We start from the raw sequence: 14,061 nt of genomic DNA, 5'->3' as shown, positions 1-14,061 counted from the left end.
CGCGAGCGCGCGCGTGTGTGCCGTCCGCCCCTGCGCGGACGGCACACACGACATCCTGGGTTTCAAAGGCCGATTTCGCGCCTGAACCAAGATCGCAAGGTGGTACGGCGATTCGTCCGCGGCAGCGAAAGATTCGTCTCACCCGCGACAGGTGAGGCGGCCGGCGGTGCCGCCCGGCGACCATGCCACCATGAAGGACTATCCGCTGATCGCCGACCACGGGCTGATCGGGGACCTCCAGACCGCGGCGCTGGTCTCCATCGACGGAACCGTCGACTGGTTCTGCTGCCCCCGTTTCGACTCGCCGAGTGTCTTCGGGGCGGTGCTCGACCGCGAGCGCGGCGGCCATCTCCGGGTGGCGCCCACGCGGGGGGCGGACTCCGTCAAACAGCTCTACCACCCCAACACCGCCGTCCTGATCACCCGCTTCACCAGCGAGGAGGGCGCGGGTGAGGTGGTGGACTTCATGCCGGTGGCCGGAGCGCGGGCCACCGACAACCACCGCATCGTCCGCATGCTGCGCTGCGTCCGCGGCCGGATGGAGTTCACCGTGGACGTCGCGCCGCGCTTCGACTACGGCCGCGCCCCGCACACCACCCACGTCACCGAGGAGGGCGCGCTGTTCTCCGCCGACGGGATGCGGCTGACCCTGCACACCGTGCGCGAGCCCGACGACACCCGCCGGGCTCGGCTGACCACGACCGAGGGCCCCTACGGCGCGGACCTCCACGTCCGACTGCCCCTGGAGGCAGGGCAGCAGCGCGGGCTGGTGCTGGAGTCCGCGGCCGACGGCCCGCCCCGCGAGATCCGGGCGGCCGAGTTCCAGCAGCTGTTCGACGACACCGTCGACTACTGGCGCACCTGGCTGCACCGCTCGAGCTACCTGGGCCGGTGGCGGGAGGCGGTGGAGCGCTCGGCCATCACCCTGAAGCTGATGACCTACGCGCCCAGCGGCGCGCTGGTGGCCGCGCCGACGGCCGGACTGCCCGAGCAGCTCGGCGGCGAGCGCAACTGGGACTACCGCTACACCTGGATCCGCGACGCCTCCTTCTCCGTCTACGCGCTGCTGGGCCTCGGCTTCACCGAGGAGGCCGAGGCGTTCATCACGTGGCTGCGAGACCGGGTCCGGGAGCAGGCCGGCGACGGCAGCGGGCCGCTGAGCATCATGTACCGGGTCGACGGCTCCTCCGACCTCACCGAGGAGGTGCTGGAGCACTGGGAGGGCTACCGCGGCTCACGCCCCGTGCGCATCGGCAACGGAGCCGCCGACCAGCTCCAACTCGACATCTACGGCGAGGCGCTGGACAGCATCTACTTCGCCGACGGGCAGGGCCTCCAACTCGGTCACGAGGGCTGGATCTCGCTCCGCACCATCGTCGACTGGCTGGCCGAGCACTGGGACCAGCCGGACGAGGGCATCTGGGAGACCCGGGGCGGGCGCCAGGACTTCACCTACGGCCGGCTGATGTCCTGGGTCGCCTTCGACCGGGCGGTGCGGCTGTCCGCCCTGCGCGGCCGCCCCTCCGCCCTGCACCGCTGGACCGCCGAGCGCGACCGGGTCTACGAGCAGATCATGGAGCGCGGCTGGAACACCGACCGGCGGGCGTTCGTGCAGCACTACGGAAGCGAGGTGCTCGACTCGGCGCTGCTGCGGATGTCCACGGTCGGCTTCATCGCCCCGCGCGACCCCATGTGGCTCTCCACGCTGGACGGGATGGCGGAGGAACTGGTCTCCGACAGCCTCGTCTACCGCTACAACCCCTCGGCCTCCCCCGACGGGCTGCGCGGCGCGGAGGGCACCTTCTCGCTGTGCACCTTCGCCTATGTCGACGCGCTGGCGCGGGCGGGACGGCTGGAGCTGGCGCGCCTGGTCTTCGAGAAGATGCTGACCTACGCCAACCACCTGGGGATGTACTCGGAGGAGGTCGCCATCACCGGTGAGCAACTCGGCAACTTTCCCCAGGCGTTCACCCATCTCGGCCTCATCGACACCGCCCTCACCCTGGATGCCGCGCTGACCCGGGTGGAGCGGCAGCGCACGCCTCCGGAGGTCGGCACCCGCTGAGACGTCGCCCCGACTCCCACCGCCGGGGCCGATCCCCGGCCCCGGTTACGCCGTTGGCCTGAGGCATGTCGCTCCGTCGGAGGAACGGGGTGCGGCGCCGCACGCCACACGGCGACCGGGGAGGTTGGGTGTCCGGTGGCTGTCCAGGCTGTTCGAAAGGGAGTCGCCGGTGAACACCTCTACGCATGATGCCCCTCCCGCCTTCTCCGCGACGCCGCTCAAGGGCCAGAAGGCGCTGGTCACCGGAGGGAACTCGGGCATCGGCAAGGCGACGGCACTCGCCCTGGGGCGGGCCGGCGCCGATGTCGTCGTCAACTACGTCTCCGACCAGCCGGCCGCGGAGAACCTCGTCAAGGAGATCGAGGGCTTCGGCGTGCGCGCCTACGCCCACGAGGCCGACGTGTCCCGCGAGGACCAGGTCGTCGACATGGTCGCGCGCATGGTCCAGGAGCTCGGCACCATCGACATCCTGATCGCCAACGCCGGCCTCCAGCGCGACGCGCCGCTCACCGAGATGTCGCTCGACGCCTGGAACAAGGTGCTGGGCGTCAACCTCACCGGCCAGTTCCTGTGTGCCCGGGAGGCGGTCAAGGAGTTCCAGCGGCGCGGGGTCGTTCCGGAGGTCTCCCGGTCCGCCGGAAAGATCGTGTGCATGAGCTCCGTGCACCAGCTCATCCCGTGGGCCGGCCATGTGAACTACGCGGCGTCGAAGGGCGGCGTGGAGATGATGATGACGACGCTGGCCCAGGAGCTCGCCCCCCAGCGCATCCGGGTGAACGCGGTGGCGCCCGGTGCCATCCGCACCCCCATCAACCGCAGCGCCTGGGAGACCAAGCAGGCCGAGGCCGACCTGTTGCGGCTGATCCCGTACGGCCGGGTCGGGGATCCGGAGGACATCGGCACCGCCGTGGTGGCGCTCTGCTCGGATCAGTTCGACTACGTCGTGGGGACGACGCTGTACGTGGACGGCGGGATGACGCTCTTCCCCGGCTTCGCGACGGGAGGCTGAGCGGAATCGGCACCACCGGCGCCCTCCCCGCCCACGCCCTCGCCACCACCCCCGGACCCGTCACCGCCGGTCGCCGCCCGACCGGCCCCGACGACGCCCGCATCGCGGTGACGCCGCTCGGACCGGCCCAGGTGCCGCTCCACCGGCTGGACCCCTGGGGCGAACCCCGTCCGCTCGGCGCGGCGGAGCCGGGAGAGGGGCGCTGATGACACAGCCTCCGAGCGGGCCGCCGGGCGCGGCGGCGCGGCCGGACGAGACCGAGCGGCTGCGCGCCGTGTTGCACAGCCCCGGCTATCTGCGCACCGTCGGGTTCTGCGCGCTCATCGGCGTTCCGGTGTCGCTGGCGGCGTTCTGGCTGCTGGTCGGGCTGCACCAGCTGACGCGTCTGCTGTGGGAGAGCTGGCCCCACACCCTGGGGTGGCAGGACCCGCCCTGGTGGTGGCCGCTGCCGCTCGCGCTCGTCCCCGGGGTGGTGGTGGGCGTCGTCGCGACCCGCCTGCCCGGCGGAGGGGGCCATATCCCCGCCGCCGGCTTCCAGTCGGGCGGGGCCTCGGCTGCGGCCTTGCCGGGCGTGCTGCTCGCGGCGGCCGCGTGTCTGCCGTTCGGCGCCGTGCTGGGCCCGGAGGCACCGCTGATCGCGTTCGGCGGTGGGCTCGCGCTGCTGCTGGCCGGGCCGGTGCGGATGGGCCGCCACCCCGACCTGGCCGCGCTGCTGACCGCCGCCGGCTCCGCGGCCGCCATCGCGGCCATCTTCGGCAACGCGCTGGTGGCCGCCGTGCTGCTGATCGAGGTGGCCGGGGTCGCCGGCCCCCGGCTGGTGCTGGTGATGCTGCCGGCCCTGGCGTGCAGCGGCGTCGGGGCGCTGGTCTTCACCGGCTTCGGCCGCTGGACGGGCCTGGGCACCGGGAGTCTGGACATCGGACTGCCGGCCCCGCCGCCGCTGGACGCCGGCGACGTGGTGGGGGCCGTGGTGATCGGCCTGGTGCTGGGGCCGGCGCTGCGGCTGGTGACGGCGGCCGGCCGGCGCACGGCGGCCTTCGTCGCCGTACGCCCGCTCCCCCGCACCCTGCTGTGCGCGCTGGCCGCCGCCGGCTGCGCCGCGCTGTACGCGGTGCTGACCGGCCGCTCCCCGGCAGAGGCCGCGCTCTCCGGCCAGTCCGCCCTGGCCAAGCTGGCGGCGGACCCCGCCGGCTGGCCCGACGGCGCCCTGGTCGCGGTGCTGCTGCTCAAGTCGGCCGGCTACGCGCTCTGCCTGGGCAGCCTGCGGGGTGGCCCGATCTTCCCCGTGGCCTTTCTGGGCGGGGCGCTGGGCGCGCTGCTCGCGCCCTTGCCGGGTCTGGGGCTGGTGCCGGGGATGGCGGCGGGCATGGCCGCCGGCGTCGTCGCGGTGCTGCGGCTGCCGGTCAGCAGCGCCGTCCTGGTGGTGCTGCTCGTCGGCAGTATCGAGGTCATCCCCGTGGTGATCATCGCGCTCGTGGTCTCGCTCCTCGCCAGCCAGCTGCCGCCGGGCGCCGTTCCGCGCCGTCTGTTCCCGCGTGGAAGGAGCAGGCCGAAAGGCGGCCGGCGCGGTGGCCGGAGGGGCGCTACTCCTCCCGCCCCGAGGTGAGCCGCAGCCGCAGCTCCATCTCGTGCTCGCCGGAGACATGGCCGCGCTCCTCCACCTCGAAGACGGCGGCCAGCTGCTTCTTCACCCGGCGGACGAGGTCCGCGGCGCCGAAGAGGTCGGCGGTCACGGGGCCGGCCAGGGGGACGGGGATGGCCCGCAGGGGCGCGCCGCGGGTGCTCAGGTCGATCGTCATGCACCACACCATGGGGTGCTCGACGCCGGCGGCGCCCGGTCGGAGCTCGCTGCGTGGCGGCCCGGCCCCCTCGGGGAAGGCGGCTTCCAGGGCGCCGAAGACCGCGCCCGCGTCCTCGTGGCCACAGTCGGTGAGGTGGACGCTGACGCCATCCTCGGTGTCGGGGGCGCTCATCACCGTGCTCCTCTGCCGTCAGGACTCCCCCCGCGCTGTGCGGGACCTCACTCCCGACGGTACGAGAACGGGCGCCGATCGGCATCGGCAGCGGGGCCATCCGGGCGCTGCCGGGGGCCCGACAGCACCAGCCGGGTGGGTGCCGCCGCGGCGGGCGGCGGCAGCCGCAGCCCGTCACGGCCGGGGGTGACGGAGCCCAGCACGCGGGGGTGGCGGGCGCCGGTGCAGGACGGCACGGTGCCGGCCAGCCCGTGGAGGGTGAGGAAGCCCAGCACGGCGAAGGCGTAGGCCTCCTTGGCGTCCGCCGGCAGGCCCAGTTCGCCGGAGGCGCGCAGCGGCACGCCGCGCAGCTCGGCGCGGAGGGCGGCCGTCAGGGCCGGGTTGCGGGTGCCGCCTCCGGAGGCGATCACCTCCGTGGCGCCGGCGGCGCGCACCGCGCCGGCGACGGTGTGGGCGGTGAGCCGGGTGAGGGTGGCGACCACGTCCTCGGCCGGCAGCGCGGGCCAGTCGGCGAGCGCGGCCAGCAGATAGGGCAGGTGGAAGTGTTCCCTGCCGGTCGTCTTGGGCGCCGGCAGGGCGTAGTACGGGTCCGCCAGCAGCCGCCGCAGCAGCGGCTGGTGGACCGTTCCCCGCAGGGCCAGGGCGCCGTCCGCGTCGTAGGCCGCGCGGCCTCCGCTCAGGTGGTGGACGGCGGCGTCGACGAGCGCGTTCCCGGGACCGGTGTCGAAGGCGAGCGGCGCGCCACCGGTCGGCACGGTGATGTTGGCGATGCCACCGAGGTTGAGCGCGCAGGGGACGCCGGGCCGGCCGGCCAGCCACAGCGTGTCGACGAGGCTCACCAGGGGCGCGCCCTGGCCGCCGGCCGCCACATCGCGGCTGCGCAGGTCGGAGACGACGGGGCGGCCGGTGGCCTCGGCGATCCAGGCGGGATTGCCGAGTTGGAGGGTGCCGCGGACCGTGCCGCCCTCGGTCCAGTGGTAGACGGTCTGTCCGTGTGAGCTGATCAGGTCGGCGCGGCCGGCGCACAGCTCCCGGTCGGCCCGGTGGGCGAGCGCGGCGAACGCCTGGCCGATGAGGGTGTCCAGCCGGCACACCTCGCGGAGGGTGGTCGCCGCGGGCGGCAGGGCCGCGGTGAGCGCCGCCCGCAGCGGGCCGGGGCACGGTTCGCCGACCGCGCCCAGCGGGGTCAGCGTGATGCGGTCCCCGTCCAGGGTCAGGTCGGCGGCCGCGGCGTCCAGCGCGTCGCAGGACGTGCCGGACATCAGCCCGATCACCCGCATGGTGTCCTCCCGGTCGGTCGTCGGTCAGTCGCGCAGCGGGCGTCGGTGGTCGTCGCCGCGCAGGGTGAGCAGGGCGAGGACGCTGACAGCGCAGGTCCCGGCCGCGTAGTAGGCGGGGATGTCCACCTCGTGGGTGCGCTCGGTCAGCTCGGTGACGATGAGCCCGGCCGAGCCGGAGAACACGGCGTTGGACAGCGCGTACGCCAGGCCGAGGCCCGTGCAGCGGACGCCAGTCGGGAACATCTCGGCGAGCATCGCCGGCCCGGGGCCGGCCATGAGGCCCACGGCGGCCCCGGCGAGCAGCACCGCGAGGCTCCGCGCCGCCGTGCCCGCCTCGGGGTCCTGCACCACGTGGAGCAGCGGGAAGGCGAGCACGGTCACCAGCAGCGCGCCGGTCAGCATCACCGTCCGCCGGCCCACCCGGTCGCTGAGGGCGCCCGCCGGAAGGATGGTCAGCGCGAAACCGAGGTTGGCCAGCGTCGTGGCGATGAGCGCCTGCTGGAACGTGGCGTCCAGCGTGGCCTGGAGGTAGGAGGGCAGGACGACCAGGAAGGTGTAGCCGGCCGCGGACCAGCCCATCACCCGGCCGACGGCCAGCGCGATCACGACGGCTGGCCGGAGTGTGGGCTCCTGACGGGCGGCCGGGAGAGGAGGCTCCATCACGACGGGTTCGACCGGCGCGGATGGGGGCCGTGGCGAAGGCCCGGCGGCCCTCTTCCGCCGCGCCCCTGGAGCCCCCGGAGGCGCCAGAGCCCTTGTTGTTCGCTCGTCGGCCACCGCGGACGGTGCCGTCTCGGACACCGCCGTCTCGGTCGGTGCCGTCTCGGACACTGCCGTCTCGGACACTGCCGTCTCAGCCGGTGCCGTCTCAGCCGGTGCCGTCTCAGCCGGTGCCGCCTCAGCCGGTCGCGGACCGCGGACCGCGACCGACCCGGACGGTTCCCGCGCGCGGCGGAAGGCCGGGGTCTCCTCCAGCCGTAGCCGCAGCCACAGCGCGACCAGGCCCAGCGGCAGGGTCAGCAGGAACGGCAGTCGCCACCCCCAGTCGGCCAGGGCCGCCGGGCTGAGGACGGTGGCCAGCAGCGCCGCGAGACCGGCGCCGGCGAGCAGCCCCAGCGCCACGGTGAAGGACTGCCAGGCCCCGTACAGGCCGCGCCTGCCCGGCGGCGCCGACTCGGTCAGCAGCGAGACGGCGCCGCCGAACTCCCCGCCCGCGGACAGCCCCTGCACCGCGCGGACCGCGGTGAGCAGCCAGGGCGCGGCCGGGCCGAGGGTGGCGTAGCCGGGGAGCAGTCCGATCAGGGTGGTGGCGCCGGTCATCAGCAGCAGGACGGCGATCAGGGTCGGTCGACGGCCGACCCGGTCGGCGAGTCGACCGAAGAGGAGGGAGCCGACGGGGCGGAAGAAGAACGCCACGGCGAAGGACGCGTAGGTGCGGATCAGCCCCTCGCTCGGGCTGCCGCCGGTGGGGGTGAAGAAGGTCCCGGCGATGATCGTGGCGAAGTAGCCGTAGACCCCGAACTCGTACCACTCGATGAAGTTGCCGACCGACCCGGCCAGCAGCGCCCGGCGCGGCTGGGACATGGGCCTCAGCGTAGAACAGCCGCCGGCGCCACGGAGGAGGGCGGAGCCGGCGAAGCCGGGTATGTCCTGGCGACGGTCCCGGCGGGAGTCGCGAGGTGAGCCGCCGTCCCTGAGGAGCTCCGCGTCTGCTCGCGCCCCGTCGGTCCCCTCGCCGAGCCCTGCCCGCCCCCCGTCGGTCCCCGCTCCGCGCCCTGGCCGCGCCGGCCCTGGCCCTCGCCGCAGCCGCGGTCGCCCCGCTGCCGGCCGCGGTGGCCGACGGCCCGGACCGCGGCTCCGTCGCCTCGCGGGCCGCGGCGGCGGCCGCGGCCCGTCAGGCGGCCCGCCGGATCGATACGGTGTCGTACACGGCCTGGAGACGAGCCGCCTCATGAACGAGCCACCTCATGTACGGGCCGCGCCTGGGGACCGTCGCCAGGCCGGCGTACGAGGCCGCCCGGCGCGCCTGACCGCTCGTCACCGCCCCCGGGTGGACGGGGCCGACGGCACGGGAAGGCCGCCCGGCGGCTGCGCCGGACGGCCTTCCCTCCCCCCACCGAGCTCCTGAACTCGTCAGGAGCCGATCCCGTGCGCCCTCAGATAGGCGAGCGGGTCGATATCGGAGCCGTAGTGCGGGCTGGTGCGCACCTCGAAGTGGAGGTGCGGCCCGGTGGTGTTGCCGGTGGCGCCGGTGCGGGCGATGGTGCGCCCGCCGGCGACGATCTGTCCGCTGTGCACGTTCAGCGCCGACAGATGGGCGTACTGGCTGTAGACGCCGGTGGCGTGGCGGATGACGACCTCGTAGCCGTAGGCGCCGCTCCAGCCCGCGGAGACCACCCGGCCGCCGGCGATGGCGCGGACCGAGGTGCCGACGGGCACCGCGTAGTCCACCCCGGTGTGCCGGCCGCTGGACCAGTTCGAGCCGCCGACGCCGTACGGCGTGGTGACGCGGGCCTGGACCGGGGTGACATGGCTGCCGGCGGCGGGGCGCGGCACGTCCGGATCGTCGGTCTTCGCGGAGTCCCTGGTGGTGCCGGCGGTCGCGGCGCGCGCCGCGGTGGGCGCTCCCCCGTCGGGCTGCCCGGTGCCCGTGCCGCCGTTCAGCGCCGTCCCGGTGACCCGCGAGGAGGAGCCGCCGGAGGGGATGCCGAGCCGCTGCCCGGGGAGGATCAGTCCGGGATCGCCGCCGATGGTGTCCCGGTTGGCGTTGTACAGCGTCTTCCAGCCGCCGCTGACGTCGTTGCGGAGCGCGATGCCGGACAGCGTGTCCCCGTTGACCACCGTGTACGTCCCGGACGCCGAGCGCTTGGGGGCCGGCTGGGGCCGCTTGCCGGCGCCGCCGTCGGAGGACTCCGGTCCGGGCCGCGAGGCGCCGGAGCCGCCGCGCGAGCCGCGGTCCCGACCCTCGGCATGGCCGGCGTCCGCGGGCTGCTCGCCGCCGCGGGTCAGGTTGGCCCGGACGGAGCAGACCGGCCACGCCCCGGGGCCCTGCTTGGCGAGGACCACCTCGGCGACGCTGATCTGCTGGGACTTGCTGGCGAGGTCAGCCCGTGGGGCGTAGGCCCGACCGCCGTAGGCCGCCCAGGTGCTCTGCGAGAACTGCAGCCCGCCGTAGTGACCGTTGCCGCTGTTGATGTGCCAGCGGCCACTGCTCTCGCACTCGGCGACCTTGTCCCAGGTGCCGACCGACGCGGCGTGGCCGGCGCCGGCGAGCAGGATCGGCAGGGCGAGGCCGACACCGCCGGCGGTGAGGGCGGTGACCAGCGGGGAGACGCGGCTGCTGGGCGATGCGGAACGGCGGTCACTCTCTCGTGCGGCCATGGGCCTGTTCCTCTCCACTACGGCGGGTCTCTCGTCCATCGGCGGTCCCGGCGGACATGACGAGTACCGCAGCCACGCCGCGCAGGTCACAAGGCGCAAGGGGCCTCACGTCATGCCGTGCGCCATCCGTCGCCACCCGCACGGGGACTGATGCTCCGTCATATGCGCACCGACGGGCGCGCGGAGGGGTGGGGGCGCACGGCGCCGGTCGGCCTCGTGGCGGAGTGAGGCGGGACTCCAGTGATCGGCAAGTGGCTACGTACGCTTCCCCGCGGTGGAATTGATTCACTTCGGCCACGGACGCCGGACTCGGGGAGCCACGGGATTGTTTTCACCTTGGTCCGTTGCACTCTCAACGACCTTGGAGTTACCGGCACTTCACGCCCAGTTCCACGACGGCGCGGCGGTGCGGCGAATTCCGCACGGCACCGGGGGGATCGAGGCGACTTCGCGTCGCTGTTCGAGGCGGCGAGCGCGGGCAACTCCACCGCTTGGCGACCGGCACCGGACTGTCGCTTCCGCGACCTCCGGGAACCGACCGCAGGACCGCACCCGGAAACTGATGAGATGCTCAGTCACGGTCGAACGGTCGCCTTCATCGGGGAAGAGCGGGCTCCTTCCACGGGGAAGAACGGGCTCCTTCATCGGGGAAGAAGGCGGCCTCCGCACAAGGAATTGCAAAGCCCCCGTGGCATGGCCCACGCGAGGCCGACCCCGGGCGTCGGACCGGACCCCGCGGCACGACCCGCCGGGGCCGCGCCCCCGGTGACCCCGGCGGCCCTCCCCTGGTCGCGGCGAGCCCGTCGTCCAAGGAGAGGACGGACGCCGCCGCGGGGCCCGAGGACCGATGGCCTATGCACGGGTGACCGGCCGTTATACGGGGTGGCGGGTCAACCTCACCCCCTGGTGGCGGGTCTCCGCCCCCGCGAGTGACGGGCCCGCCCCCCGGTGATGGATGTGAACGCGCCGCTCGGCACGCCTGACGCCGCGGAAGCCGGAAGAGCGGCCCGTGACGGGGGTTTCCTGGATCTTTTCGGCCACATCGTTGGTCGACCATCACGAGGCATCCCGGCCCCGCATCCGCGCCGTACATCGCGGTCGCGCATCAGGTCCCGCGGGGCCGCGATACCGGCCCAGTTCTCCGAATGGGCGAGCCATCGCCTCGGACCGTGGAACTCGCCGAGAATCACGGACGCGACGTATAGCGGGAACTACGCCGCCGCGCATATCCTGGACGCACATCGACTTCCCCGGAGACCGCCCGTCCAGGCGGCTCTGATTTATCACCCCGTCGGCCCACCGGGTCGTAAGCCTCCGCGGCAGCCGCGGTCATTTCCCCGCCCCATCACGGTGAGCGGGCACGGCTCCTCCGCGGGGCGCAGCGCACATACGGCGTATGCGGGTGCCCACCGGCCAGGCGAGCTCCTCAGCATGCCGTAGTCCGTCGTACGTCGCGCGGCCGGGCCGCCGGCGGGGGGCGCACCGTCCGCCGTGGCGTGCCGTGAACCGCCGGTCGGACACCGGGCGATGTCTCCTGTGCCCCCGCCGGGCACCCTCCAGCCGACCGTCGATCGCCCACCGGAGCGCCGGCGGCGGTGTCACGCGGTCGCCTCCGGTCGGTGGTCGGTGTCTCGCCGTCGTCATTCCGACGGCTCCACCCCCGCACCGCACGGGCTGCGTGGCACCAGGGTGTGGAGGGACGATGGAGACGCCCGTTGTCCGAGGAGCGGCTGGGACCGTGCGGGCACCCGCGGACAGCACCCGGCTGCCGCCCGGCGGCCGGCGGAAGGAGTGCCCGGATGGGTTCGAGCGACGCGTTCCGGCCCGGCCCCGGTCCGCCGGGCGGGACGGACGCGGGCGCCCCCGACCGGAGCGAGCTGCTGGATGTGCTGGGCATGGCCGCGGTGGTGCTGGACGCGGCCGGGCGGATCGTGCTGTGGAGCCCGCAGGCCGAGGAGCTGTTGGGCTACACCCCCGACGAGGCACTGGGCCGGTTCGCCGCCCGGCTGCTGGTCACCGAGGAGCACTTTCCCGACGTGCTGGAGCTGTTCTCCCAGGTCATGTCGGGCGACACCTGGGCGGGGATCTTCCCTCTGCAACACCGGGACGGCTCCACGCGGCTGGTGGAGTTCCGCAACATGCGGCTGGTCGACGACCGGGGAGACGTCTACGCGCTCGGACTGGCGACCGATCGGTCGACGGTGCAGCGGATGGAACGGGACCTGGCGCTGTCGGCACGGCTGGTGGCGCAGTCCCCCGCCGGGATGGCCGTGGTCGACACCGACCTGCGCTGCGTGGCCGTCAACCCGGCGCTGGAGCGGCTCAACGGCGTCCCGGTCGCGGAGCAGATCGGCAGGCCGGTGCTGGAGATGCTGCCGTTCCTGGACTCGGATGTGTTGGAGTCCGCCATGCGGCGGGTCCTGGCCAGCGGCGACCCGCTGCTGGCCCAGGAGACCCTGGGCCCGGCGACGGACGCCGTCCCGCCGGCCGCGGTCCCACCGCCCACGGACACCGTCCCACCGGCGGGTGACACCGTCGCCCCGGCGGGTGCGGGGCCCCGGACCGGCCCGGACGAGGGCGCCGGGCCGGAGAGCGCGGGCCCGGACGAGCGACGGGCGGCGGCGCCCGGCCCCCCGGGCCAGCAGGAGGTGCGGGCCTGGTCGGTGTCGTACTTCCGGCTGGAAGACGCCTCCGGGCATGTGCTGGGCCTGTGCATCACCCTGCTGGACGTCACCGCCCGCTACCGCGCGGCCACCGAGGCCACCCGCGCCCGGCACCGGCTGGCCCTGGTGGCCGACGCCTCGGCCCGCATCGGCACCACGCTGGACCTCCAGCAGACCGCGAGCGAGCTGGCCGACGTGGCCGTGCCGGAGCTCGCCGACGTGGCGGCGGTGGACGTGCTGGACGCCGTGCTGTCCGGCAGGGCCAACCTGGTGCCCGGCGGCGGGCCGGCCATCTTCCGGGCGCTGGCCCTGGCCGCGGCCTACCCCACCGAGGCCGTCCGGGCCGCCGACCCGCCCGGCGAGCTGGCGAAGTACGACGCCGACCGGCTGGTCACCCAGTGCGTGCTGACGGGCCGGCCGATCCACGTCCCCCGGGTGCGGGAGGCGGACCTCCCCCGGATCGCCCGCGACCCGGAGGCGGTCCGGCTGCTGGCCGCCGCCGGCGTCCACTCCTATCTGGCCGTGCCGCTGATCGCCCGCGGCGAGGTGCTCGGGGCGCTCGACCTCAAGCGGGCCCGCAACGAGCTGCCCTTCGACGCCGACGACGTGGTCCTGGCCAGCGAGCTGGCCGCCCGCGCGGCGGTGTGCATCGACAACGCCCGCTGGTACCAGAGCGTGCGCGACACCGCGGTCACCCTGCAGCGCAGTCTGCTGCCGCAGGCCCCGGCGCGCCGGGCGGGCCTGGAGGTCGCCTCCCGCTACCAGCCGGCCGGGGCCGCCGCCGAGGTCGGCGGCGACTGGTTCGACGTCCTTCCGCTGGCCGGGGACCGGACCGCGCTGGTCGTCGGCGATGTGATGGGCAGCGGCATCACCGCGGCGGCCACCATGGGCCGGCTGCGCACCGCCACCCAGACCCTGGCCGAGCTGGACTTCGACCCGGCCCGGCTGCTGCGACACCTGGACAAGATCATCACCCGCTTGGAGCCCTCCTTCGCCACCTGCGTCTACGCCGTCTACGACCCCCATCGCGGGCTGTGTCGCGTCGCCTCCGCGGGCCATCTGCCGCCCGCCCTGGTGCGCCCCGGCCGGCCGTCGCGGCTGCTCGACCTGACCATCGGCGCGCCGCTGGGCACCGGCGGGGCCCCGTTCCGGACCACCACCCTCCGGCTGGCCCCCGACGATCAGCTGGTGCTCTACACCGACGGTCTGGTGGAGACCCGGCACCAGGACATCGACACCCGGCTGGACACCCTGTTGGAGCTGCTCGACGACCCGTACCGGCCGCTGGAGGCGACCTGCGACGTGCTGCTGCGGCGGCTGCGCGGGCCGATCGGCCACGACGACGTCGCGCTGCTGATCGCGCGCATCGTCGAGCACCACTGACCGCCGAGGCGTCCGGGACGTCCGGGGCGGCCGAGGCGTCCCGCGCGACGGTCGGTCGTGCCGTGCCCCGGCGGGTCAGCGGGGGTGCTTCGAGCGGCGGCGGCCCAGCTTCATACCGGCCAGCACCAGATCGACGAGGAAGACCAGGATGCCGATGATCAGCAGATAGAACAGGCCCTCGACGGTGGCGCCGATGATGCCGAGGACGATGGCCACGATGATCAGTAGGAGGAAGAGGGTCATCGGGGGTTCCGTCACCTGTCCCGTCGTAGGGTCGCGGAGGGGGGAGGAGGAAGGGGAAAAGGAA

At 74.4% G+C, this 14,061-nt stretch carries 9 protein-coding genes; 4 read left to right on the top strand and 5 right to left on the bottom strand.

The window, feature by feature from the left end; all coding sequences use genetic code 11:
- Positions 1–190: 190 nt before the first annotated feature.
- The 3 genes from LRS74_RS32065 to LRS74_RS32055 all read left to right on the top strand — a co-directional run bounded on the left by LRS74_RS32065 (position 191) and on the right by LRS74_RS32055 (position 4,680).
- The gene (locus LRS74_RS32065) at positions 191–2,065 is read left to right on the top strand and encodes a glycoside hydrolase family 15 protein (protein ID WP_277744296.1); all 1,875 of its coding nucleotides are present in this window, start codon (positions 191–193) and stop codon (positions 2,063–2,065) included.
- A gap of 169 nt (positions 2,066–2,234) precedes the next feature.
- The gene (locus LRS74_RS32060; RefSeq protein WP_277744295.1) at positions 2,235–3,074 is read left to right on the top strand and encodes an SDR family oxidoreductase; all 840 of its coding nucleotides are present in this window, start codon (positions 2,235–2,237) and stop codon (positions 3,072–3,074) included.
- Positions 3,075–3,279: 205 nt separating this feature from the next.
- Positions 3,280–4,680 (top strand): chloride channel protein, encoded by a 1,401-nt coding sequence (locus LRS74_RS32055; RefSeq protein ID WP_277744294.1) that lies wholly within the window; start codon positions 3,280–3,282, stop codon positions 4,678–4,680.
- On the opposite strand, the gene LRS74_RS32050 is transcribed toward LRS74_RS32055, so the two are convergent.
- From LRS74_RS32050 to LRS74_RS32035, 4 genes are all read right to left on the bottom strand, one after another.
- Positions 4,658–5,047 (bottom strand): hypothetical protein, encoded by a 390-nt coding sequence (locus tag LRS74_RS32050; protein ID WP_277744293.1) that lies wholly within the window; start codon positions 5,045–5,047, stop codon positions 4,658–4,660. The genes LRS74_RS32055 and LRS74_RS32050 overlap by 23 nt on opposite strands.
- Positions 5,048–5,094: 47 nt before the next feature.
- Positions 5,095–6,327, bottom strand: coding sequence for an anhydro-N-acetylmuramic acid kinase (locus tag LRS74_RS32045; RefSeq protein ID WP_277744292.1), 1,233 nt, complete (start codon positions 6,325–6,327; stop codon positions 5,095–5,097).
- A 24-nt stretch (positions 6,328–6,351) separates the two neighbouring features.
- The gene (locus LRS74_RS32040) at positions 6,352–7,911 is read right to left on the bottom strand and encodes an MFS transporter (RefSeq protein WP_277744291.1); all 1,560 of its coding nucleotides are present in this window, start codon (positions 7,909–7,911) and stop codon (positions 6,352–6,354) included.
- A 549-nt stretch (positions 7,912–8,460) separates the two neighbouring features.
- On the bottom strand, positions 8,461–9,708 hold the full coding sequence (locus tag LRS74_RS32035; RefSeq protein ID WP_277744290.1) for a transglycosylase family protein: 1,248 nt from the start codon (positions 9,706–9,708) through the stop codon (positions 8,461–8,463).
- A 1,799-nt stretch (positions 9,709–11,507) separates the two neighbouring features.
- On the opposite strand from LRS74_RS32035, the gene LRS74_RS32030 reads away from it, so the two are divergent.
- Positions 11,508–13,754: a SpoIIE family protein phosphatase gene (locus LRS74_RS32030; protein WP_277744289.1), complete on the top strand. Its 2,247-nt coding sequence runs from the start codon at positions 11,508–11,510 to the stop codon at positions 13,752–13,754.
- A gap of 75 nt (positions 13,755–13,829) precedes the next feature.
- Here LRS74_RS32030 and LRS74_RS32025 read toward each other — a convergent pair whose 3' ends face one another.
- Entirely contained in the window at positions 13,830–13,997 is a 168-nt protein-coding gene (locus LRS74_RS32025) for a hypothetical protein (protein ID WP_277744288.1), read from the bottom strand.
- Positions 13,998–14,061: the final 64 nt, after the last annotated feature.

Origin of the sequence: Streptomyces sp. LX-29 (assembly GCF_029541745.1) — a bacterium.
Lineage (GTDB): Bacteria > Actinomycetota > Actinomycetes > Streptomycetales > Streptomycetaceae > Streptomyces.
This window is presented reverse-complemented; position numbering and strand designations above follow the sequence as displayed.

Coding starts and splice junctions, on each gene's coding strand:
- LRS74_RS32065 (WP_277744296.1), top strand. CDS start 191: ATGAAGGACTATCCGCTGATCGCCGACCACGGGCTGATCGGGGACCTC.
- LRS74_RS32040 (WP_277744291.1), bottom strand. CDS start 7,911: ATGTCCCAGCCGCGCCGGGCGCTGCTGGCCGGGTCGGTCGGCAACTTC.
- LRS74_RS32055 (WP_277744294.1), top strand. CDS start 3,280: ATGACACAGCCTCCGAGCGGGCCGCCGGGCGCGGCGGCGCGGCCGGAC.
- LRS74_RS32030 (WP_277744289.1), top strand. CDS start 11,508: ATGGGTTCGAGCGACGCGTTCCGGCCCGGCCCCGGTCCGCCGGGCGGG.
- LRS74_RS32050 (WP_277744293.1), bottom strand. CDS start 5,047: ATGAGCGCCCCCGACACCGAGGATGGCGTCAGCGTCCACCTCACCGAC.
- LRS74_RS32035 (WP_277744290.1), bottom strand. CDS start 9,708: ATGGCCGCACGAGAGAGTGACCGCCGTTCCGCATCGCCCAGCAGCCGC.
- LRS74_RS32025 (WP_277744288.1), bottom strand. CDS start 13,997: ATGACCCTCTTCCTCCTACTGATCATCGTGGCCATCGTCCTCGGCATC.
- LRS74_RS32045 (WP_277744292.1), bottom strand. CDS start 6,327: ATGCGGGTGATCGGGCTGATGTCCGGCACGTCCTGCGACGCGCTGGAC.